The sequence below is a fragment of the Mesorhizobium sp. XAP4 genome (assembly GCF_029269325.1).
GTDB lineage: Bacteria > Pseudomonadota > Alphaproteobacteria > Rhizobiales > Rhizobiaceae > Mesorhizobium > Mesorhizobium ciceri.
This window is the reverse complement of the sequence record NZ_JARIXW010000004.1, coordinates 693941-713072: the sequence shown is the minus strand read 5'-3', so window position 1 is coordinate 713072 and position 19132 is coordinate 693941. Positions and strand designations below refer to the sequence as shown.

The 19132-nt window shown below is 63.9% G+C and carries 19 protein-coding genes; 7 read left to right on the top strand and 12 right to left on the bottom strand.

The genetic code is table 11. The features are described 5' to 3' along the window. Positions 1–17 precede the first annotated feature (17 nt). The 3 genes from P3C39_RS20895 (at position 18) to P3C39_RS20885 (ending at position 3417) form a co-directional block, all read left to right on the top strand. Entirely contained in the window at positions 18–752 is a 735-nt protein-coding gene (locus P3C39_RS20895) for a 16S rRNA (uracil(1498)-N(3))-methyltransferase (RefSeq protein WP_013530342.1), read from the top strand. Positions 753–896: 144 nt separating this feature from the next. Continuing rightward, positions 897–2270, top strand: a complete 1374-nt coding sequence (locus P3C39_RS20890) for a glutamate--cysteine ligase (protein WP_063170127.1) — start codon at positions 897–899, stop codon at positions 2268–2270. Between the two features lie 100 nt (positions 2271–2370). Next, positions 2371–3417, top strand: coding sequence for a DUF937 domain-containing protein (locus tag P3C39_RS20885; protein ID WP_024502320.1), 1047 nt, complete (start codon positions 2371–2373; stop codon positions 3415–3417). A 160-nt stretch (positions 3418–3577) separates the two neighbouring features. On the opposite strand, the gene P3C39_RS20880 is transcribed toward P3C39_RS20885, so the two are convergent. After that, positions 3578–3868, bottom strand: a complete 291-nt coding sequence (locus tag P3C39_RS20880) for a DUF1127 domain-containing protein (protein ID WP_063170126.1) — start codon at positions 3866–3868, stop codon at positions 3578–3580. 178 nt (positions 3869–4046) lie between these two features. On the opposite strand from P3C39_RS20880, the gene P3C39_RS20875 reads away from it, so the two are divergent. The 3 genes from P3C39_RS20875 (at position 4047) to P3C39_RS20865 (ending at position 7841) form a co-directional block, all read left to right on the top strand. Further along, positions 4047–5003, top strand: coding sequence for a LysR substrate-binding domain-containing protein (locus tag P3C39_RS20875; protein ID WP_063170125.1), 957 nt, complete (start codon positions 4047–4049; stop codon positions 5001–5003). Positions 5004–5086: 83 nt separating this feature from the next. After that, the gene (gene xseA, locus P3C39_RS20870) at positions 5087–6718 is read left to right on the top strand and encodes an exodeoxyribonuclease VII large subunit (protein WP_275953935.1); all 1632 of its coding nucleotides are present in this window, start codon (positions 5087–5089) and stop codon (positions 6716–6718) included. A gap of 4 nt (positions 6719–6722) precedes the next feature. Beyond that, positions 6723–7841 (top strand): P1 family peptidase, encoded by a 1119-nt coding sequence (locus P3C39_RS20865; protein WP_063170123.1) that lies wholly within the window; start codon positions 6723–6725, stop codon positions 7839–7841. Positions 7842–7911: 70 nt separating this feature from the next. On the opposite strand, the gene P3C39_RS20860 is transcribed toward P3C39_RS20865, so the two are convergent. The 11 genes from P3C39_RS20860 to P3C39_RS20810 all read right to left on the bottom strand — a co-directional run bounded on the left by P3C39_RS20860 (position 7912) and on the right by P3C39_RS20810 (position 18474). Further along, positions 7912–8223 carry a hypothetical protein gene (locus P3C39_RS20860; RefSeq protein ID WP_224675447.1) on the bottom strand — a complete coding sequence of 104 codons (312 nt, stop codon included), beginning with the start codon at positions 8221–8223 and terminating at the stop codon, positions 7912–7914. A gap of 414 nt (positions 8224–8637) precedes the next feature. Beyond that, complete coding sequence (gene doeB / locus P3C39_RS20855) at positions 8638–9636, bottom strand: N(2)-acetyl-L-2,4-diaminobutanoate deacetylase DoeB (RefSeq protein WP_024502317.1); 999 nt, start codon at positions 9634–9636, stop codon at positions 8638–8640. Between the two features lie 5 nt (positions 9637–9641). Further along, a complete protein-coding gene (gene doeA / locus P3C39_RS20850) occupies positions 9642–10820 on the bottom strand; it encodes an ectoine hydrolase DoeA (protein WP_063170122.1) in 1179 nt (392 codons plus the stop codon). Positions 10821–10949: 129 nt separating this feature from the next. Next, a complete protein-coding gene (eutC, locus tag P3C39_RS20845) occupies positions 10950–11942 on the bottom strand; it encodes an ectoine utilization protein EutC (protein ID WP_063170121.1) in 993 nt (330 codons plus the stop codon). Further along, on the bottom strand, positions 11939–12931 hold the full coding sequence (gene eutB / locus P3C39_RS20840) for a hydroxyectoine utilization dehydratase EutB (protein ID WP_164745816.1): 993 nt from the start codon (positions 12929–12931) through the stop codon (positions 11939–11941). Before eutB ends, eutC begins: the two co-directional genes overlap by 4 nt. A gap of 9 nt (positions 12932–12940) precedes the next feature. After that, complete coding sequence (eutA, locus tag P3C39_RS20835) at positions 12941–13717, bottom strand: ectoine utilization protein EutA (protein ID WP_275953936.1); 777 nt, start codon at positions 13715–13717, stop codon at positions 12941–12943. A 3-nt stretch (positions 13718–13720) separates the two neighbouring features. Further along, positions 13721–14380: an ectoine/hydroxyectoine ABC transporter permease subunit EhuD gene (gene ehuD, locus P3C39_RS20830; protein ID WP_013530329.1), complete on the bottom strand. Its 660-nt coding sequence runs from the start codon at positions 14378–14380 to the stop codon at positions 13721–13723. 34 nt (positions 14381–14414) lie between these two features. Then, entirely contained in the window at positions 14415–15074 is a 660-nt protein-coding gene (gene ehuC, locus P3C39_RS20825) for an ectoine/hydroxyectoine ABC transporter permease subunit EhuC (protein WP_013530328.1), read from the bottom strand. 157 nt (positions 15075–15231) lie between these two features. Continuing rightward, positions 15232–16083, bottom strand: coding sequence for an ectoine/hydroxyectoine ABC transporter substrate-binding protein EhuB (gene ehuB, locus P3C39_RS20820; protein WP_013530327.1), 852 nt, complete (start codon positions 16081–16083; stop codon positions 15232–15234). 87 nt (positions 16084–16170) lie between these two features. Beyond that, positions 16171–16962, bottom strand: coding sequence for an ectoine/hydroxyectoine ABC transporter ATP-binding protein EhuA (gene ehuA, locus P3C39_RS20815; RefSeq protein ID WP_027162225.1), 792 nt, complete (start codon positions 16960–16962; stop codon positions 16171–16173). Between the two features lie 126 nt (positions 16963–17088). Then, positions 17089–18474, bottom strand: coding sequence for a PLP-dependent aminotransferase family protein (locus P3C39_RS20810; protein ID WP_013530325.1), 1386 nt, complete (start codon positions 18472–18474; stop codon positions 17089–17091). Positions 18475–18556: 82 nt separating this feature from the next. Here P3C39_RS20810 and P3C39_RS20805 point away from each other — a divergent pair, with 82 nt between their 5' ends. Further along, positions 18557–19048, top strand: coding sequence for an Lrp/AsnC family transcriptional regulator (locus P3C39_RS20805; protein WP_013530324.1), 492 nt, complete (start codon positions 18557–18559; stop codon positions 19046–19048). Positions 19049–19132 lie beyond the last annotated feature (84 nt).

Sequence of the window (19132 nt, the reverse complement as noted above, 5' to 3'; positions counted from 1 at the left end):
TCGCTCATTCCTCGGCGATGCGCGCCAATTACAAAATGCAACGTCTGTTCGTGACCGACGATCTCGCGCCGGACATCGAATTCGAGGCCGGCCAACAGCAGAGCCACTATCTCCTGCATGTGCTGCGGCTTGGCGAAGGCGCCGAAATCCTGGTGTTCAATGGCCGCGACGGCGAGTGGTCGGCGGCCATATCGGCGAAGACGAAAAGGGCGGTGCGGCTGAAGGTGTCGGCGCTGCAGCGGCCGCAGCCGCCTCTGCCCGATCTCGTCTACTGCTTTGCGCCGCTGAAGCAGGGCCGGCTCGATTATCTCGTGCAGAAGGCGGTCGAGATGGGCGCCGGCATCCTGCAGCCGGTCATTACCCAGCACACGCAAGTGGCCAAGCCGTCGATCGATCGCCTGCGCGCCAATGTCGTCGAAGCCGCCGAGCAATGCGGCATCCTGGCGGTGCCTCAGGTGCGCGAAGCCGAAAAATTCGACCGCCTGTTGACCGGCTGGGACACAGAGCGACGGCTGATCTTCTGCGACGAGGATGCTTCGACCAACAATCCGCTGGCCGCGCTGCAGGCGGTCAAGGAAAAGAAGCTTGGGCTGCTGGTCGGGCCGGAGGGTGGCTTTTCCGACGACGAGCGCAAGATGCTGCGCGCCCTGCCCTTCGTCACCGCCATTCCGCTCGGCCCGCGTATCCTGCGCGCCGATACGGCGGCGGTGGCCGCATTCGCGGTGATGCAGGCAACGGTCGGAGACTGGTGAGACGTCATCCCTTGCAAGGGACGCAGAGTTCCAGCAACGTTCAATTCCTGTTGACCTGTGGCTCAGGATTTTTCGCTTGATCGTCTGCTGACATTTCGTCCATTTACCGCCGGCGGTCATCCGGCCGCCTCTGAGGGTACCATCATGGCGCGCGATACGACCGATTTCCGCCCGATCGAAGGTGTCGACGAACTCGTCGAGCACCTGGCCGAAGGCAACAAGCCGCGCGACAAATGGCGCATCGGCACCGAGCACGAGAAATTCCCCTTCTATGTCGACGGCAATGCACCGGTCCCCTATGGCGGCGAGCGCGGCATCCGCGCCATCCTCGAAGGCATGCAGGAAAAGCTCGGCTGGGACCCGATCGTCGATGACGGCCGCATCATCGGCCTGGTCGAACCGACCGGCCAGGGTGCGATTTCGCTGGAACCCGGCGGCCAGTTCGAGCTTTCCGGCGCACCGCTGGAGACGATCCACCAGACCTGCCGCGAGGGCAACGCCCATCTGGCGCAGGTGCGCGAGATCGCCGAGCCGATGGGCATCCGCTTCCTCGGCCTCGGCGGCAGCCCGAAATGGTCGCTTGCCGAGACGCCGAAAATGCCGAAATCGCGCTACGAGATCATGACGCGCTACATGCCCAAGGTCGGCACCAAGGGCCTCGACATGATGTACCGCACCTGCACGATCCAGGTGAATCTCGACTTCGAGAGCGAGGCCGACATGCGCCGCAAGATGCAGGTGTCGTTGAAGCTGCAGCCGCTGTCGACGGCCTTGTTCGCCAATTCGCCTTTCACCGAAAGCCACCCGAACGGCTTGCAGAGCTGGCGCGGCGACATTTGGCGTGACACCGACAACCAGCGCTCGGGCCTGCTCGAATTCTGCTTCTCGCCCGATTTCGGTTTCGCCGACTATGTCGAATGGGCGCTCGACGTGCCGATGTATTTCGTCATCCGCGACGGTCGCTATCACGACATGACCCACATCACCTTCCGCCAGTTCATGGCCGGGGCCGCGCGCAATGAAGTGCCGGACGGGCTGCCGACAATGGGCGACTGGGCGAACCATCTGTCAACGCTGTTCCCGGATGTGCGGCTGAAGCGCTTCCTCGAGATGCGCGGCGCCGATGGCGGGCCATGGCGGCGCATTTGCGCGCTGCCGGCCTTCTGGGTCGGATTGCTTTATGATGAGGCCGCACTCGATGCCGCCGAGGCGCTGACCTCGAGCTGGACGTATGAAGAAACGCTGGCGATGCGCAATGCCGTGCCGGAACAAGGCATCTCCGCACCCTTCCGCAACACCACGCTGCGCGAGATCGCGCGTGACGTGATGGTCATTTCCCGCATGGGACTGAAGAACCGTGGCAAGAAGAACCGCGACGGCTACGACGAGACCTCCTTCCTCAACACGTTGGACGAAGTGGTGGCGCGGGGCACCACCAGCGCCGAGGAGATGCTGTCGGCCTACCACACGCGCTGGGGCGGCTCGATCGAGCCGGTTTTCATGGAATACGCCTATTAACCCTCGGATTTGGCAAAGCTGACCGGCCGGCAAAAGTCGCTTCAATCGGAAGTGGAAACAAACTAGGCTTCTTCGGCGAGGATTTCCGGAGGAGACGCCGATGCCCACCTTGTTCGACATGCTGACGCAGGCCCAGAACGGCAATGGCATGCAGGCCCTTGCCCAGCAATACGGGCTTTCAATGCAGCAGACGCAAGCGGCGGTTGCCGCATTGCTGCCGGCCTTTTCGCAGGGGCTGCAACGCAACACCGCCGACCCCTATGGGCTCGGCGCCTTCATGACGGCGATGGCCAGCGGCCAGCACGCCAAGTATTTCGAGGACGCAACCCGGGCCTTCTCGCCGCAAGGCGTCGATGAGGGCAACGGCATTCTCGGGCACCTGTTCGGTTCGAAGGATCTGTCTCGCGCCGTGGCCAGCCAGGCGGCGCAAGCCAGCGGCGTCAATCAGCAGATCCTGCAGCAGATGCTGCCGGCGATCGCCTCGATGGTCATGGGCGGGCTGTTCAAGCAGACGGCAAACCAGATGCAGGCCGCCGGCGGTTTTGGCGGCGGCGGCAACAATCCGCTCGGCGAGATCATCGAGCAGATGATGCGGCAAGGCGGCGGCATGCAGGCCCCGGCGCCGCAGCCGCGCCAGGCGCCGCCGCCCCAGAACCCGATGGACAACCCGCTCGGCAAGGTGTTGCAGGACATGTTCGGCGGCGGCGCGGCTCAGCCACAGCCGCAAAGCCAGACGCAGCCGGCACCCAATCCCTACGGCGACAATCCGCTCGGCAAGGTGCTGCAGGACATGTTCGGCGGTGGCGCGCCTCAGCCGCAGCCGCAGGGGCGGGCGCAGCCGCAGCCCCAGCAGACGCAAAGCCCCTACGGAGACAATCCGCTGGGGAAAATCTTCGAGGAGATGCTGCGGCAAGGTGGCGGTGGCTTAGGCGGCATCCCCGGCGGACAGCCGGCGCCGCAACAGCCTCAAGCGCCCCCGCAACGTCAGGCACCGCAGCCACAGGCCAATCCGAGCGGCCGGCCGAAAAACCCGTTCGACGACCTGTTCGGCAAGATGTTCGAAACCGGCGCCCAGCAGCGTGATGACTACCAGAAGGGCGTGGAGACAATCTTCGACCAGTTTAAGCGGGACATGGACCGGCGGTAGGCGGTCTTCGCTGAGGTAGAAAGAGAAAAGCCCGGTCCTGGGAGGACCGGGCAGAGTGCAGGCGGGCCGGGGGGATCCGGCAGGGAGTGGGAGCCTGCATACTCGTCAGTCGCGTCGAACCCTGAAAAGGTTCACGGCAACCTAAACAACAAGCAACCGATCAGGCCACCTTGCGAGCGAAATCCTCGATCGTTTCGATGCGATCACTGGCGATCTCGCGCAGCATCGCCGTCGGGTCGCGGCCAAACGGCACGTCGATAGCGACATGCAGGTCGGCGCGCGTCAGGCCGATATCGGCGAGTTCGGCGTCCGACATCTCGCCAAGGCGATAAAAGGCGCGGCGGTTTTTCCAGGCGCGGTAGATGTTGGAGACGGTGTTGGCCACGCGCGTCGCAACGGCCGGACGCGAGGTGATGCGCGGGGTCTCGGTGGCGAAATCGAACGTGGTCATTGTCGGTCTCCTTCAGACTCGAACGGGCAAAGCCTTGCGATCGGCGCTGGCGACAGCGGCCGTTCCGGCTTCGATTCACATGCCTTCATGTGGACAATGCCAATTTGCCATCGGCCGATTGATTAATCCAACGAATGTTTCTAATCTTTACCATCAACACCAGTGATGGATCATATCGATGAAATCGCCGCTCGATCTCGATCAGTTGCAGACCTTCATCTCGATTGCCGACACCGGCAGCTTCACGCGAGCAGCCGAAGAGGTGCACCGGACCCAGTCGGCGGTGTCGATGCAGATGCGCCGGCTGGAGGAGCGGCTGGGCAAGCCGCTGTTCGAAAAGGACGGACGCACCAACAGGCTGACCGAGGAAGGCGACAAGCTGCTCTCCTATGCGCGGCGGCTGCTCTATCTCAACCGCGAGACCCTGGCGGCCTTCGACGACCGGCGGCTCGAAGGCACGATCCGCATCGGCACGCCCGACGACTACGCCGATCGTTTCCTGCCCGAGATCATGGCACGGTTCACCCGCTCCAATCCGCGCGTCGAACTCACCGTCATCTGCGAGCCGACGCCGGGGCTGGTCGAGCATATCAAGCGCGGCAATCTCGACCTCGCGCTGGTGACGCACAACGACGTACGCGGCCAGTCGGAGGTGGTGCGGCGCGAACCGCTGCTGTGGGTCACCTCGGCCAATCATGCCACGCATGAGCAGGAAACGCTGCCGATGGCCTTCGGCCGGCCGAACTGCATCTGGCGGCGCGCCGCCGTCGATGTGCTCGACCAGCAGAACCGCGACTATCGTATCCTGTTCACCAGTTTCTCGGCCACCGTCATCACCGCCGCGGTGCTTTCCGGGCTGGCAATCTCGGTGCTGCCGGAATGCGCGCTCAGACCCGGTATGCGGGTGCTGGGCGAAGCCGACGGCTTCGGCGCCCTGCCCGATTGCCGCATCGGCATCATGCGCGGCCAGACGTCGCGGCCGGAGATCGTCGATGCGCTCGCCCGCCATATTTCGGAAAGCCTGGACAACATCTCGGTGCCGGTCGGCGAAGACCCCGGAACGTTCGATTTCGCAGCGCTCGCCTTCACCAAGCTGCGGCGAACCAAGCCGAACCAGATCCTGCCCGGCTGGTAGGCAGGGCCAGGTGTGCGGGTTATGAACGGCTGGCCCGACGCAACCGCCTTGACGCGGGCGCCCAACCGTTCCCCAATCGACGGATGAGCGAAGTAGCATCCGAATCACGCACCAACGCCGCCGAATATACGGTGAGCGAGATTTCCGGCGCGCTGAAGCGCACGGTCGAGGACGTTTTCGGCAATGTGCGGGTGCGTGGCGAGATATCAGGCTATCGCGGGCCGCATTCCTCAGGTCATGCCTATTTCGCGCTGAAGGACGACCGCGCGCGGCTCGACGCCGTGGTGTGGAAAGGCACGATGAGCCGGCTGAAGTTCCGTCCCGAAGAGGGCATGGAGGTGATCGCCACCGGCAAGCTCACCACCTATCCCGGCAAATCCAACTACCAGATCGTCATCGACAATCTGGAGCCGGCTGGCGCCGGCGCCCTGATGGCGCTGCTGGAGGAGCGCAAGCGGCGGCTGCAGGCCGAGGGGCTGTTCGACACCGGTCGCAAGCGGCTGCTGCCGTTCATGCCGTGCGTCATCGGCGTCGTCACCTCGCCGACAGGGTCCGTCATCCGCGACATCATCCACCGCATCAAGGACCGCTTTCCGCTGCATGTCCTGGTCTGGCCGGTGCGCGTGCAAGGCGAGACGTCAGGCGCGGAAGTGACTGCCGCGGTCAACGGCTTCAACGCGCTGGCATGGGATGGCGCCATCCAGCGGCCCGATCTGTTGATCGTTGCGCGTGGCGGCGGCAGCCTCGAAGACCTCTGGGGGTTCAACGACGAGGCGCTCGCCCGCGCGGTTGCCGCTTCCGGCATTCCGGTGATCTCGGCTGTCGGCCACGAGACCGATTGGACGCTGATCGACCTCGTTGCCGACGTGCGAGCGCCGACACCGACAGGCGCGGCCGAAATCGCCGTGCCGGTGAAGGCCGACCTCGAAGCAACGCTTGCCAGCCTCGGTGCGCGGCTGAAAGCGGCGGTGCTGCGCAATTTCGAGCGCAAGCGGCAGGCCGCCCGTGCCGCCGCCCGGGCTCTGCCCTCGCCCGATCAATTGCTGGCGCTGCCGCGCCGGCGCCTCGATGAGGCGACATCCAGGCTGGGCCGGGGCCTGTTGGTCTCCACCGAACGCAAGCGTGCAAGGTTTTTTGCCGTGAAACTGACACCGGCAATGCTGTCGCAGCGCATTGCAGAGGCCCGGCGCACCAACGAACGCAATCTTTTGCGAGCACAACGGGCACTGCGTGCGATGGCAAGAGCCCGGCGTGCGGAGCTTAACCGGGCGGCGGATCAATTGCCAAAATGTGCCAGGGCATCGCTGCAGCGGCACAAGCAGCAACTGGCCATGCTGCAAGGCCGCATCACGATCGAGCCGACGGCACGGCGGCAACGCGTGCAGAGGGATTTGCTGACAGCTTTGACAAGACGCGGCACGCAAGCAGTGGTGCTCAGGCTGGAGCGCCTGCGCGGCCGCATCGTCCAGGCCGACAGGTTGATGGCGTCGCTGTCGCACAAGGCCGTCCTGGCCCGCGGCTTTGCGCTGGTGAGAGATGCGGATGGCACCGTCGTCAAGCAGGCTGCCGACGTGGCGTCGGGAATGGCGCTTTCGCTCGAGTTCGCCGACGGGACCGCCGATGCGGTGGCAATCAGCGGCACGGCAAAACCGAAAGCCGTGGCCAAGCCGGCGGCCAAGGCCAAAGAGCCTGGCAATCAGGGATCCCTATTCTGACACCATGACCGACAATCCGCATCATCTGGCAACGCCCTCAGGCAAACCGCGCGCGCGAAATTTCGGCATCGGCTTCGACGGACGGCCTGGACCGTTCAACGCGATCACCGATGTGCCCGGCGTCGCGGTCGGCTATGCGACGCTGATCTCGGGCGATGGCGCGCTTGTCGTCGGCAAGGGACCGGTGCGCACCGGCGTGACCGCGATCCTGCCCAGGCCGCTTGCCGACCTCGCCAACCCGGTCTTCGCCGGGATCTTCAGCCAGAACGGAAACGGCGAACTGACCGGCTCGCACATCGTCGAGGAAACCGGCGCTTTCAACTTCCCGATCACCATCACCAACACGCATTCCTGCGGTGTTTCCCGCGACGGCACGCTGCGCTGGATGCAAAGCGTGCTGCCGGCGGCGCTCGACAGCGGCTGGGGACTGCCGGTGGCGGCGGAGACCTATGACGGCTTCCTCAACGACATCAACGGCCACCATTTGACGTCGGAGCATGTTGCGCAGGCCCTCGACGGTGCCGCCGGCGGACCGATCGAGGAAGGCAGCGTCGGCGGCGGCACCGGCATGATCACCTTCGGCTTCAAGGCCGGCTCCGGCACGGCATCGCGCATCGTCGAATGGCACGGCCGTGCCTATACGGTCGGCGCCTTCGTGCAGTCCAATTTTGGCAAACGGCGCAATATAACCATTCGCGGCCTGCGCGCCGGGCCGCAACTCGTCGAACCGGCTGTCCGCGAAGGCACACCGCGCGCCGAAAAGGGTTCGATCATCGCCGTCATCGCCACCGACGCACCGTTCCTGCCGCATCAGATGAAGCGGCTGGCCCGACGGGTGCCGCTTGGCGTCGCCATGACCGGAGGCTTCGGGTATCACAGTTCAGGCGACATTTTCATCGCCTTCTCGACCGCCAATGCGAGCGCCGCGCGGGCGCCATCCGGCCGCATCGCCAGTGCCGATTTTATTCCCGATACCGACATCGATCCGTTTTTCGATGCGGTGATCCAGACCGTAGAGGAAGCAATCCTCAACGCGCTGGTTGCCAATGACGATATGACCGGACGGGACGGGAATTTCGTGCCGGCGCTGCCGAAGACGTGGCTGAAGGAGACCTTTGGCTGAAGACAAAAACGCGGGCCAGAAGCCCGCGCTGCAACAATGTCGCCGCTATGCGATCATTCGGCGGCTTTGATCATTCCGCGGCTTTTCTGGGGGCCTGCTGGCTTTCTTCGGCCTCGGCCGCTTCCTCAAGCCGGGATGCGATAAGTTCCTGGATATCGCCGACTTCTTCCTGGATATCCTCCAGCGGAATGCCGACCTCGGCCGCCTCGGCGGCGCACTCCTTGGCCAAGGTTTCGGCCTGCTTGTCGATCCTTGCCTGGGAGGATTGGCAATGGACCTTTTCGCCGATCCATCCCCGCAAGAATTCGATGGCGTGTTCGCTCATACTGCTGTTCCCTGGCGGCAAAGCCGGTTGGTAATCATAAACGTCGACATCCCGCAAAGGATGCATGTCCCCATTCCAGCCGAGTCGCGGTCAGCCGGCAAGCCAATGCCGTCCAAGGTCCACAGAGCCATAGGAAATCGAGGGGTCAAGGGCATTTTCTGATTCTGGAGGGGTCGGTACCGTTGGCTGGGTCACACCCAGCGCTGCGCCACTGTTTCTATTTGCTTTTTTCCGGTTTCCGAGCCGATTTCCGTCACAATAGATGGCGCAAAACACTACACATTCACAGTTGCTTCGAGGTGCTGCCCTCGGGCGCGCGGGTCGAAGCCGCCGCTATATAGTGACATCCTCCTGCAATGTCGACTCCGCCCGCTATCCTGCTTCTTTCCGCCGCGCCGAAGGGCTCCGCGACGGACGCAGAACAAGTGACGATGGACCCGAACCGGGTGGAGCAGGCCCCGGCGGAGCCGCTCAGACGTGCACAGCCACCACCGCCGCGCAGTCGCCGGCCTTAACCAGCCCGGGGAAATGCCGCGCCGCAAGCATGCCCGACATTTTTGCCCGGATCTCCTGCGGAGCGACGCCGGTGCGGCCGGTGGAATGAATGCGCGCCAGCACCGAGCCTTCTTTGACGGGCTCACCGAGATCGACCATGGTTTCGATCATGCCGTCGTCTTCGGCGAACGAGAAACAATCGCCCGACGGCATGTCGAGCCACTGGGTTCGAGTCTTCTCGACCGCACCATCTACAATGCCGGCATGACGCAGCACGTTGAGAATGCCGCGCCTCGCGATCCGCACGGTTTGCGCGCGCGACGTGCCGCCGCCGCCAAGTTCGGTGCTGACGAAGACCTTGCCCATCTCCTCGGCTGCCGTGTCGTACATGCCAACGGCGTCGATCTCGATCATGCGCATCGAGAACGGAGCGGCAAAGGCCGCGACCGCGTCAAAGGCTTTCTGTTCCAGCGCCTTGTCGGGCAAAGTGTGCGCCGCGCAGAACGGCACGAAGTCCAGCGTCTTGCCGCCGGAGTGGAAGTCGAACACGATGTCGGCGCGAGGCAGCAGCTCACGTTGAAAGTAATCGGCGATCTTTTCGGTCACCGTTCCGTCCGGCCGGCCGGGAAAGCTGCGGTTCATGTTGCCCTTGTCGATCGGCGAGGTGCGCGTGCCGGCGCGGAAGGCCGGATAGTTCATTGCCGGCACGATGATCACCGTGCCGCTGACTTGCCTGGGATCGAGGGTCCTGGCGAGATCGTAGAGGGCCAGCGGCCCCTCATATTCGTCGCCATGGTTGGCGCCGGACAGCAGAGCTGCCGGTCCGTTGCCGTTGCGGATGACGCAGATCGGGATCATCACCGAGCCCCACGCGGAATCGTCGCGGCTGTAGGGCAAGCGCAGGAAGCCGTGCTGGACGCCGTCGCGGTCGAAATCGACGGTCGGCGCGACCGGTGATGAGCGTAGATTCGACATCGGGCTCAATCCTTCACCACCAGCTTACGCGGCACATTGGCCAGGCACTCCACACCGGTTTCGGTGATCAGGATGGACTCGGTGATCTCCAGTCCCATCGTTTCCAGCCACAGGCCGGTCATGAAATGGAAGGTCATGCCGGGCTTGAGTTCGGTGCGGTCGCCGGGACGCAAGCTCATCGTGCGCTCGCCCCAGTCCGGCGGATAGGACAGTCCGATCGAATAGCCGGTGCGGTTGTCCTTGACGATGCCATACTTCTTCAGCACGGCGAAGAAGGCGTTGGCGATGTCCTCACAGGCGTTGCCGGGTTTGGCCGCGGCCAGCCCCGCTTCCATGCCTTCCAGCGTCGCCTTCTCGGCATCGAGGAATTCCTGCGTCGGCTTGCCGAGGAAGACGGTGCGCGACAGCGGGCAGTGATAGCGGTTGTAGCAGCCGGCGATCTCGAAGAAGGTGCCCTCGTCCCGCTTCATCGGTCTGTCGTCCCAAGTCAGATGCGGCGCCGAGGCATCGGCACCCGACGGCAGCAGCGGCACGATCGCCGGATAGTCGCCGCCGATGCCGTCGACGCCGCGCGTGCCGGCATCATAGATTTCGGCAACGAGATCGCATTTGCGCATGCCGACCTCGATCTTGTCGAAGATGCGCTGGTGCATCGCCTCGACGATGCGAGCCGCCTTGCGCATATAGTCGATCTCGGTCGAGCTCTTCACCGCGCGCTGCCAGTTGACCAGCGCGGTGGCATCGACAAAGCGGGCATTGGGCAAATGCTTCTGCAGCGATGCGAAGGCGGCGGCCGAGAACCAGTAATTGTCCATCTCAACGCCGACTGTCAGCTTGCCCCAGCCGCGATCCGCAAGCACGCTGGCCAAAAAATCCATCGGGTGGCGCTCGGTCGACTGCACATAGTGATCGGCATAGCCGACGATGTTGTCATGCGCGAGATAGGCAGTGCGCTTGGCACCGTTGGCGTCCTGGCCACGGCCGTACCAGACCGGCTCGCCCGATGGCGGCACGATAACCGCCTGATGCACGTAGAACGACCAGCCGTCATAGCCGGTCAGCCAGGCCATGTTGGACGGGTCGCTGATAACAAGAAGATCGACGCCCTTCACCTCCATGGCTTTGCGTGTCTTGGCGAGGCGATCCGCATATTCGCCGCGCGAGAATCTCAGGTTCGGTTGCATTGTTCTTGGTCCTCGTTTGTTGGGCCTTGAGCCTGTTTCAACTTCGTTGAAACCGGCCCGTCGTTCTTGTTTGGGCGTGATCTTTCGGAAAACCGGTTCCCATTTTTCCGGATCACGCCTTGGCCAGCATCAGCTTTCGAAAATGGCCCCGGAACCGGCCACCCGCGCCCGATCGCGGGCGAACGTAGCTATCGCCGTATCCTGAACGCCGGTGCCGGTCAGATCGGCGATGGTGATGTCGCTGGCCGAGCGCCGACCATGCCGTTTACCGGCGATGATCTGGCCAAGTTCGGTCACCTCTTCGTCAGCGGCCATCACGCCCGCCGCGATGGCGTGATGCAGCTCACCCAGCCGCCGCGTCTGACGGGCGCTGTCGGCGACATAGAGGTCGGCCATGCGCAGGATTGCCGGCGCGATCTCGTTCTTGTGCTCGGCGTCGGAGCCCATCGCCGTGATGTGCTGGCCGGCGGAAACGAAACCCGCCTTGATCAGCGGCTCGGTCGAAGGCGTGGTGGTGACGATGATGTCGGCGCCGACAACTGCGTTTGCCGCGTCGGGCTCGGCATGCACGAGAATGCCGAGCTTTTCGCGCAGGGCTCCGGCGGTTGCCTCGGCCTTTGCCACATCGCGCGCCCAGATGCGCGCCTCGGAAATCGGCCGCACCAGCATCAGGGCTTCCAATTGCAACCCGGCCTGGACGCCGGCGCCGAAGATCGCGGCAACTGACGAGTCCTGCCGCGACAGATGTTTGGCGGCGACGGCGCCGGCAGCAGCGGTTCGGATATCCGTGAGATAGCCGTTGTCGAGCAGCAGTGCTTCGACCAGCCCGGTTTTGGACGACAGCAGCACCATCATGCCGTTGACGCTGGGCAGGCCGAGCTTCGGATTGTCGAAGAAGCCGGGGCTGATCTTGATGGCGAAACCGTCGATATCAGGCACGTAGGCGGTCTTCACGTCGACCTCGCCGCGATGCTCGGGAATGTCGAGCCGCAGGATCGGCGGCATCGCCACCGGCAGGGTGGCAAGCGCACGGAAGGCGTTTTCGACGCAGGCGACTGCATCGAGATCGAGTGTCACGATCGCGCGCAATTCTTGTTCGGTGAGGATCGTCATCCGGCTCATGCGGCGTGCTCCTTGAGCGATGGCGCCTCGCCGCAGACGATCCTGCGGTGCGCGTCCATATCGATGTTGCGGCCGGAGAGAAGCACGACCACCGGCCCGTCCGACCTGACCTTGCCGGCGAGCAGCGCGGCGATGCCGACCGCGCCGGCGCCCTCGACGATTTCGCGTTCGCGCGCATAGGCGTGACGGATGCCGGCGGCGATCTCGTCCTCGCTAAGCAGGACGATACCATCGAGCAGGTCGCGGCACATGGCGAAGGTCAGCCGGTTGTCGAGGCCGATGCCGCCGCCGAGCGAATCCGCCAGCGTCGGCAATTCCTCCACCAGCACCGGGCGGCCGGCATCGAGGCTGGCCTTCATCGCCGCGCCACGAGCCATCGAGACACCGATGATCTTTGTGCCGGGGCTGACGCCTTTGATGGCCGCGGCAACGCCTGAGGCGAGCCCGCCACCCGACAACTGCACCAGGACGAGGGCAGCATCCGGGACCTGTTCGATCATCTCAAGCCCGAGCGTGCCTTGCCCGGCGACAATGTCGGGATGGTCGAAGGGCGGCAGCATAACCAGCCCCTCTTGCGCCACCAGCCGATCGACCTCCTGCTGGGCATCGTCCTGACTGTTGCCGATAATGCGAACCTCCGCGCCCAGCCGGCGGATCTCGTCGAGCTTGTTTTCAGGCACCAGCCGCGACATGCAGATCACCGCGCGCATGCCCTCAAGCTTCGCCGCATGCGCCAGCGCGCGGCCGTGGTTGCCGGTCGAGGCCGCGACCACGCCACGCGCCTTCTCCGCGGTGCTGAGCGAAGCGACGGCATTCGAGGCGCCGCGCAGCTTGAAGCTGCCGGTGGTCTGCCGGTGTTCGAGCTTGAGGTGGACGGGGACGCCCAGCCCTTCGGAAAGACTTTGGGACAGCACGGTCGGCGTGCGCTCGACCTTGCCGGCAATGCGCTCATGCGCGGCGCGAATGTGCTCAAGAGTGACCTGTGTCATGATCATCAATCAGGCGGCAAATGGCTGCGTCATCAGACGGCCGAATTCGGGACGCGGCGTGTCATCTCCGCACAGCCGCAGACAATTCCAGGCGGTCGCCTGGTTGCTGGTCACCACGGGACGTCCAATAGTTTTTTCCATTCCGGTGACCGCGAGGGCGCTACGCAGCGCCGTGCAGGAGACGAACAGCGCATCGGCGCTGGTGTCGGTCGCCTCACGCGCCAGTTCGACGAGGGCCGCCGGTGCGATGCGCGCCATCTCGCGGTCGTCCTCGAAACCGAGGCAGGTGAAGCTGGCGATCTCGAAGCCGTGCGCCGCGAAATAGGCGACCATCGGCCTGGATGTCTCGACCGTGTAGGGAGTGAGGATGCTGATCTTGCTTGCGCCCAGCGCACGCAGCCCGCGCACGCCCGCCATCGGCGGGGTGATTACCGGCACGCCGGGCTTTGCGACCTGGATCGCCGCCACGATCTCGGCATCGCCGATCACCACCGAGGCCGAAGTGCAGGAATAGCAGACGGCATCGAGTGGCTCATCCGGCAGGATCAGGGCCGCGCCCGCCGTCAGCGCCGGCTGCATCTTGCGCAGGTTTTCGGGCGTCGTCGGGTTGGCATAGGGAATGCGCGCGACATAGACGCCGACGCGTTCGCTCGCCACCATGCGGCGGAAATCCGGTTCGCTGGTGTGGTCGGTGGCCAGGATGATCAGGCCGATGCGCCGCTCCAGCGGACGCGCATCCAGTGCCGGCCGTTTTGGATACACCTTGATCTCGGGCAAGGGTTTCATCGGTTACCTCTCGATCTTGCCGTAGCGGCGTTCCAGCCAGCGCAGCAACACGACCGAAAACAGACTGATGACCAGGAAGAAAGCACCGACCAGGGTGATCGGCTCGATATAGCGATAGTAGGTGTTGGCGACGCTTTTGGCCTGGTTCATCAGTTCCAGCACGGTGATCGCCGACAGCAGCGGCGTTTCCTTGAACATGGCGATAAAGTAATTGGCGAGCGCCGGAATCATCGGTGGGATAGCCTGCGGAATGATGATGTGGGTCCAGGTCTGACTGGCGCTCAAATTGCACGCCTTGGCGGCCTCCCATTGGCCGCGCGGCACATTGTCGATGCCGGCACGATAGACCTCGGCCGTATAGGTGCCGTAATGCAGCCCGAGCCCGATGACACCGGCGACCAGCGGCGGCAGCAGGATGCCGATGTCGGGCAGCACGTAGAAGATGAAATAGAGCTGCACCAGCAGCGGCGTGCCGCGGATGAATTCAGCCGCCCAGCCGACCGTGCGCGACAACGCCTTGTTGGGCGAGCGGCGCGCCAGCGCAATGCCAAGCCCGACGATCGCCGCCAGCACCGAGCCGAGCAGCGTCGCCAGGATGGTGATCTTCACGCCCTGGATCAGCGTTGGCATGATTTCCCAGACGAAATTCCAATCCCATTCCATCAGTAGGCCCAATTTATCAGAAGGGAGTTGGCCATCAGGCACGCACCCCGTCGAGGCCGCGCGCCATGCGTCGTTCCAGCGAGCGCACGCCCCACGAGATGAGCAGGGCGAGGATGAAATAGATGATCAGGATGGTGGTGAACGGCACCAGGGTGTTGCCGGTCTGGGCGCGCACCACCTGCGCCTGGAAGGTCAGGTCGGTGAGCGAGATCAGCGACACCACGGCGGTCGCCTTGAGCAATTCGATGGCATTGTTGCCAAAGGTCGGCAGCATCACCAGCAGCGCCTGTGGCAGGATGATGTGGCGCATGCCTTGCCAGCGGCCGAGATTGAGCGCTGTGCAGGCCTCATACTGTTCGCGGCCGATCGACTGGATGGCACCGCGCACCACTTCGGCGGCGTAGGCGCCGACATTGAGGCCGAGCGCCAGCACGCCGGCCTGCAACGGGGTCAGCGAAATGCCGATGAAGGGCAGCACGAAATAGGCCCAGAACAACTGCACGAAGATCGAGGTGCCGCGGAAGAACTCGATGTAGGCGGTGGCCAACCAACGCAGCGCAAAGAAGCGCGACACGCGCCCCATGCCGGCGAGGAAGGCCATGATCAGCGCCAGCACCGACCCCATCAGCGTCAGCTCGATGGTGACAAGCGCTCCCTGCAATATCAGGCCGAAATAGCCGGACCACTGGGTCATTCGGTTTCCAACGTTGGGTTTAGCATCTTCTCCCCGTTCACGGGGAGAAGATGCCGGCAGGCAGATGAGGGGCGGCGCGAACTTGCGAAGGTTTGGCGCCGCCCCTCATCCGTCACTTCGTGACACCTTCTCCCCGTTGAACGGGGAGAAGGAAGGATCACTTCGCCGCGCAGAGCTTGTCGCGGCTGGTCGACATCGCGGCTGCCGCCGAGAAGCCGTAGGGCTCGATGATCTTGGCGAACTCGCCCGATTTCTTCATCTTGGCCAGTTCCACATCGAAGGCGTCGCGCAGTGCCTCGTCGCCCTTCTTGAAAGCGGCGCCGTCGCAATAGACCGGTGCGCCCTGCACCGGAGCGATGACTTCGAGGTTCGGATCGTTGGCCTTCTTGACCAGATCATTGATCGACAGGACGGGCAGCGAATAAGCGTCGATGCGGCCATCCTGGAGCATCTTCACGCCGCTCTGGCCATCCGGCACGACGATGACGCGATCGCGTGGCACGCCGGCATTGAGCGCGAGCTTCTCCTCGGTGCCGCCGCCCGGCGCGCCGATGGTCGCAGTCGTATCCTTGGCGACATCCTCATAGCTCTTGAAACCCTTTGGATTGCCTTTCTTCACCAGCATCGCCTCGGCGTCGCACAGCACGGGTTCCGAATAGGCGACCGCAGCACAGCGCTCCGGCTTCATGAACAGGCCGGCGGTGACGACATCGAAGCGACCGGCCTGCAGGCCGGGGATCATGGCGCCATATTCGGAGATCGAAGCGGCAACGTCGGCGACGCCGAGCCGCTTGAATATCTCGCGGGCCACATCAGGCGCGGCACCCGAAACCTTGCCGTCGGCGGCGACCGCCGTATAGGGCGGCTCGTTGGCGATGGCGAGGCGGGCGAAACCTTGCGCCTTGAGCTGCTCGAGCTTGCTGTCATCGGCCGAACCGGGGATCGAGGCGGCCAGCACCGCCGTCAGTGCAAGACCGGCAACGCCGGCCAGAATGCCAAGTTTGTTCATTGTTCCCAACTCCTTGTTTCTTGTCTTGCTTTGTTGCATGGCGGCCCTCGCCGCCTCGGGACGACTTCGTCGCCCTGGGCATTGCGGTCAGACCCGATGTCCGGCCGCGATGATCTTCTTCAGGAAACCTTGCGTGCGCTCCTGCTTGGGATTGCGGAAAATCTCGTCCGGTTTGCCTTCTTCGACGATCCTGCCGCGATCGAAGAACAGCACCCGGTCGGCGAAATCATGGGCAAAGCCCATCTCGTGGGTGACCAGCAGCATGGTCATGTCGGTCTCGGCGGCGAGCTTGCGCATGACGTTCATCACCTCCTCGACCAGCTCTGGATCGAGCGCCGACGTCACCTCGTCGAACAGCATGATCTTCGGCGACAGCGCCAGCGCCCGAGCGATCGCCACGCGTTGCTTCTGTCCACCGGACAGCTGCGCCGGCATGTTCTTGGCCTTGTCGGCCATGCCGACCATTTCGAGCAGTTCCATCGCCCGCTTTTCGGCGGCGGCACGCGGCGTGCCCTTGGTCAGCATCGGCGCCAGCGTGACATTGTCCATGACGCACTTGTGCGGAAACAGGTTGAACAGCTGGAACACCATGCCGATCTTCTGGCGCATCCTTGTCAGATGCCGCTCATCGGCGGGCAACAGCTGGCCATTGCGCTCCATGTGATAGAGCTGCTCGCCGTCGATCTGGATATGACCGCCATCGATGCGCTCCAGCGTCATCAGGATGCGCAGGATCGTCGTCTTGCCCGAACCCGATGGGCCGATCAGTGCCAGCTTCTCGCCGGGCATGACTTGCATCGACAGGCCGTCCAGCACCTTGAAGCTGCCGAAGCTTTTCGAGATGCTGTCGATCTTGATGATGGGCGCTGGTGCGGACAAATGTATTTCCCCGTGCTGGAGAAGCCTATGCCCCTTAACGATGCGGAACGCGCCAAATCATGTCAATTGGGAAAATAATATCATGACAATTATTCTGATTCCCCACAATTTCCGGGCAAACCGGACCTAGATTGCGAGCAGCAGATGCTCCGGATCGCCAAGCAGCAGCTTGGTGACAACGCCGAGGCCGGCGCGCAGTTCCCCCTCGGTGGTCGAACCCAGCGAGATACGCACCGCCGGGTGCCAGGGCGCACCCGAAATACGGAAGGATGTTCCGGGCGCGATAGCCACGCCTTGCAGGCGGGCCTGGGCGACAAAGCTTTCCTCGGCACGGTCCGCGGGCAGTTGAAGCCAGACATGCAGCCCGTCTCGCCGGGCGCGATAGTCGACCCCCGCCAGCACCTGCGCTGCAATATCCTGCCGGCGCCGCAAAGCCGCGCGCTGCCAGTGGACAAGCTCCATCGCCGTGCCGTCGGTCACCCATTTGGTGGCGATCTCGGCCACCAGCGGCGTCGCCATCCAGTTCGAAACCAGATGCCGGTTGGCGACGGCGGCGACGTAGCGGTCGGGTGCGGCCAGATAGCCGATGCGCAGGCCGGGCACGGTGATCTTGGTGAAGGAGGTGACGTAGAGCGTGCGCTCCGGCGCGAACGCGGCAACCGGCGGCGGCCGGTCTTCGACCAGCGGACCCAGCACATCGTTCTCGATGATGGCGATATCGTGCTTGCGCGCGACCGCGGCGATCTCTTCTCGCCGCCGCGCATCCATCAGCGTCGCCGTCGGATTGATGACCGAGGGCTGCACGAAGACCGCGCGGATGTCGGAAAGCCGGCAGGCCTCGTCCAGCGCTTCCGGAATCAGGCCGTTGTCGTCGATCGGCAGGCCTTCCAGGTTGAAGCCGAGATAGCGTGCCAACGGCACCAGCGTATGGTGGCCGATCGCCTCCGTGGCGACCGTAGAGCCCGGCGGCGCGACGCTCATCAGCGCCACTGTCATGCCGGCGGTGGCGCCGTTGGTCAGGCTGACGTTCTGCGGCGATGCATCGAGGCCGCACAGTCTCAACCATTCGACGGCGACGGCGCGGTGGCGGGGAAACACCATGTTGGGCCGGAACGAAAGTGCTGAACTCGACGGCAGGTTCTCAGCCAGCCATCCCAGTGCCTGCTTCAGCCGCTCAAGATGCATCGGCTCGCAGACCGGTTTCAGGATCGAAAGGTCGATGACTTCACCGAGCCGCTCCGGCAGATAGGGCGGCTCGGGCTCGCGGCGCTGCGTCTGGACGAAGCTGCCGCGGCCGATCTCGCCCGAAATCAGGCCGCGCCGGATCAGTTCCTCATAGGCGCGGCTGACCGTCTGCACCGAAAGCTTGAGGTCGTCGGCCAGCCTGCGATGGGTCGGCAACCGCGCGCCATTGGCAAGGCGTCCGTCATGGATGGCGCGCGCGAACTGGTCGGCCAGCGACTGATAGGCCGGCCGCCGGATAAGCGCGGGATCGGGTTGCCACAATGTCATGACTTATTAGAGATCGAAATCAGTGCAATTGACAATCGAAATAATGCGCCGTCATGGTACTCGGACGAAAAAGTGAGCCCTGATGACATCAGCGAAACTCGACCCGATCGACCTGAAAATCCTCGACGCCATCCAGCGCGACGGACGCATCACCAAGCTGGCGCTGGCCGAGCAGGTCGGCCTGTCTCCGACGCCGTGCTGGATGCGGTTGCGCAAGCTGGAAAAGGCCGGCATCGTCTCGGGCTATCACGCCAGGATCGCCATGCGCGTCGTGGCACCCGTTGCCACCGTGCTGATGGAGGTGACGCTGGCAAACCACCGCCAGGCCGATTTCGACCGCTTCGAGCGCGTTATACGCGATGTTCCCGAGATCGTCGCCTGCTGGTCTGTCGGCGGCGGCGTCGACTATCTGTTGAAAGTAATGGCGCGCGACATCGACGCCTATCAGCGGCTGGTCGATGGCTTGCTGGACCGCGAGATCGGCATCGATCGTTACTTCACCTACATCGTCATCAAGACCGTGAAGGACGAGGTGGCGCTGCCCATCGCAGAGCTTTTGCCGGCGTCGTCATAGGAGCGGAGAGATTCTCTCGCCGGGCAACCCGATAGAGAGAGTCTCTCTACGTCAGGACTTCCAAACAGCCTCTCTATCTGCATC

Coding starts and splice junctions, on each gene's coding strand:
- eutC (WP_063170121.1), bottom strand. CDS start 11,942: ATGAGCCGGATGACGATCCTCACCGAACAAGAATTGCGCGCGATCGTG.
- P3C39_RS20880 (WP_063170126.1), bottom strand. CDS start 3,868: ATGACCACGTTCGATTTCGCCACCGAGACCCCGCGCATCACCTCGCGT.
- P3C39_RS20875 (WP_063170125.1), top strand. CDS start 4,047: ATGAAATCGCCGCTCGATCTCGATCAGTTGCAGACCTTCATCTCGATT.
- ehuB (WP_013530327.1), bottom strand. CDS start 16,083: ATGAACAAACTTGGCATTCTGGCCGGCGTTGCCGGTCTTGCACTGACG.
- P3C39_RS20805 (WP_013530324.1), top strand. CDS start 18,557: ATGACATCAGCGAAACTCGACCCGATCGACCTGAAAATCCTCGACGCC.
- xseA (WP_275953935.1), top strand. CDS start 5,087: ATGAGCGAAGTAGCATCCGAATCACGCACCAACGCCGCCGAATATACG.
- P3C39_RS20810 (WP_013530325.1), bottom strand. CDS start 18,474: ATGACATTGTGGCAACCCGATCCCGCGCTTATCCGGCGGCCGGCCTAT.
- P3C39_RS20895 (WP_013530342.1), top strand. CDS start 18: ATGCGCGCCAATTACAAAATGCAACGTCTGTTCGTGACCGACGATCTC.
- P3C39_RS20865 (WP_063170123.1), top strand. CDS start 6,723: ATGACCGACAATCCGCATCATCTGGCAACGCCCTCAGGCAAACCGCGC.
- P3C39_RS20885 (WP_024502320.1), top strand. CDS start 2,371: ATGCCCACCTTGTTCGACATGCTGACGCAGGCCCAGAACGGCAATGGC.
- doeB (WP_024502317.1), bottom strand. CDS start 9,636: ATGTCGAATCTACGCTCATCACCGGTCGCGCCGACCGTCGATTTCGAC.
- ehuC (WP_013530328.1), bottom strand. CDS start 15,074: ATGACCCAGTGGTCCGGCTATTTCGGCCTGATATTGCAGGGAGCGCTT.
- eutB (WP_164745816.1), bottom strand. CDS start 12,931: ATGACACAGGTCACTCTTGAGCACATTCGCGCCGCGCATGAGCGCATT.
- doeA (WP_063170122.1), bottom strand. CDS start 10,820: ATGCAACCGAACCTGAGATTCTCGCGCGGCGAATATGCGGATCGCCTC.
- P3C39_RS20890 (WP_063170127.1), top strand. CDS start 897: ATGGCGCGCGATACGACCGATTTCCGCCCGATCGAAGGTGTCGACGAA.
- eutA (WP_275953936.1), bottom strand. CDS start 13,717: ATGAAACCCTTGCCCGAGATCAAGGTGTATCCAAAACGGCCGGCACTG.
- ehuD (WP_013530329.1), bottom strand. CDS start 14,380: ATGGAATGGGATTGGAATTTCGTCTGGGAAATCATGCCAACGCTGATC.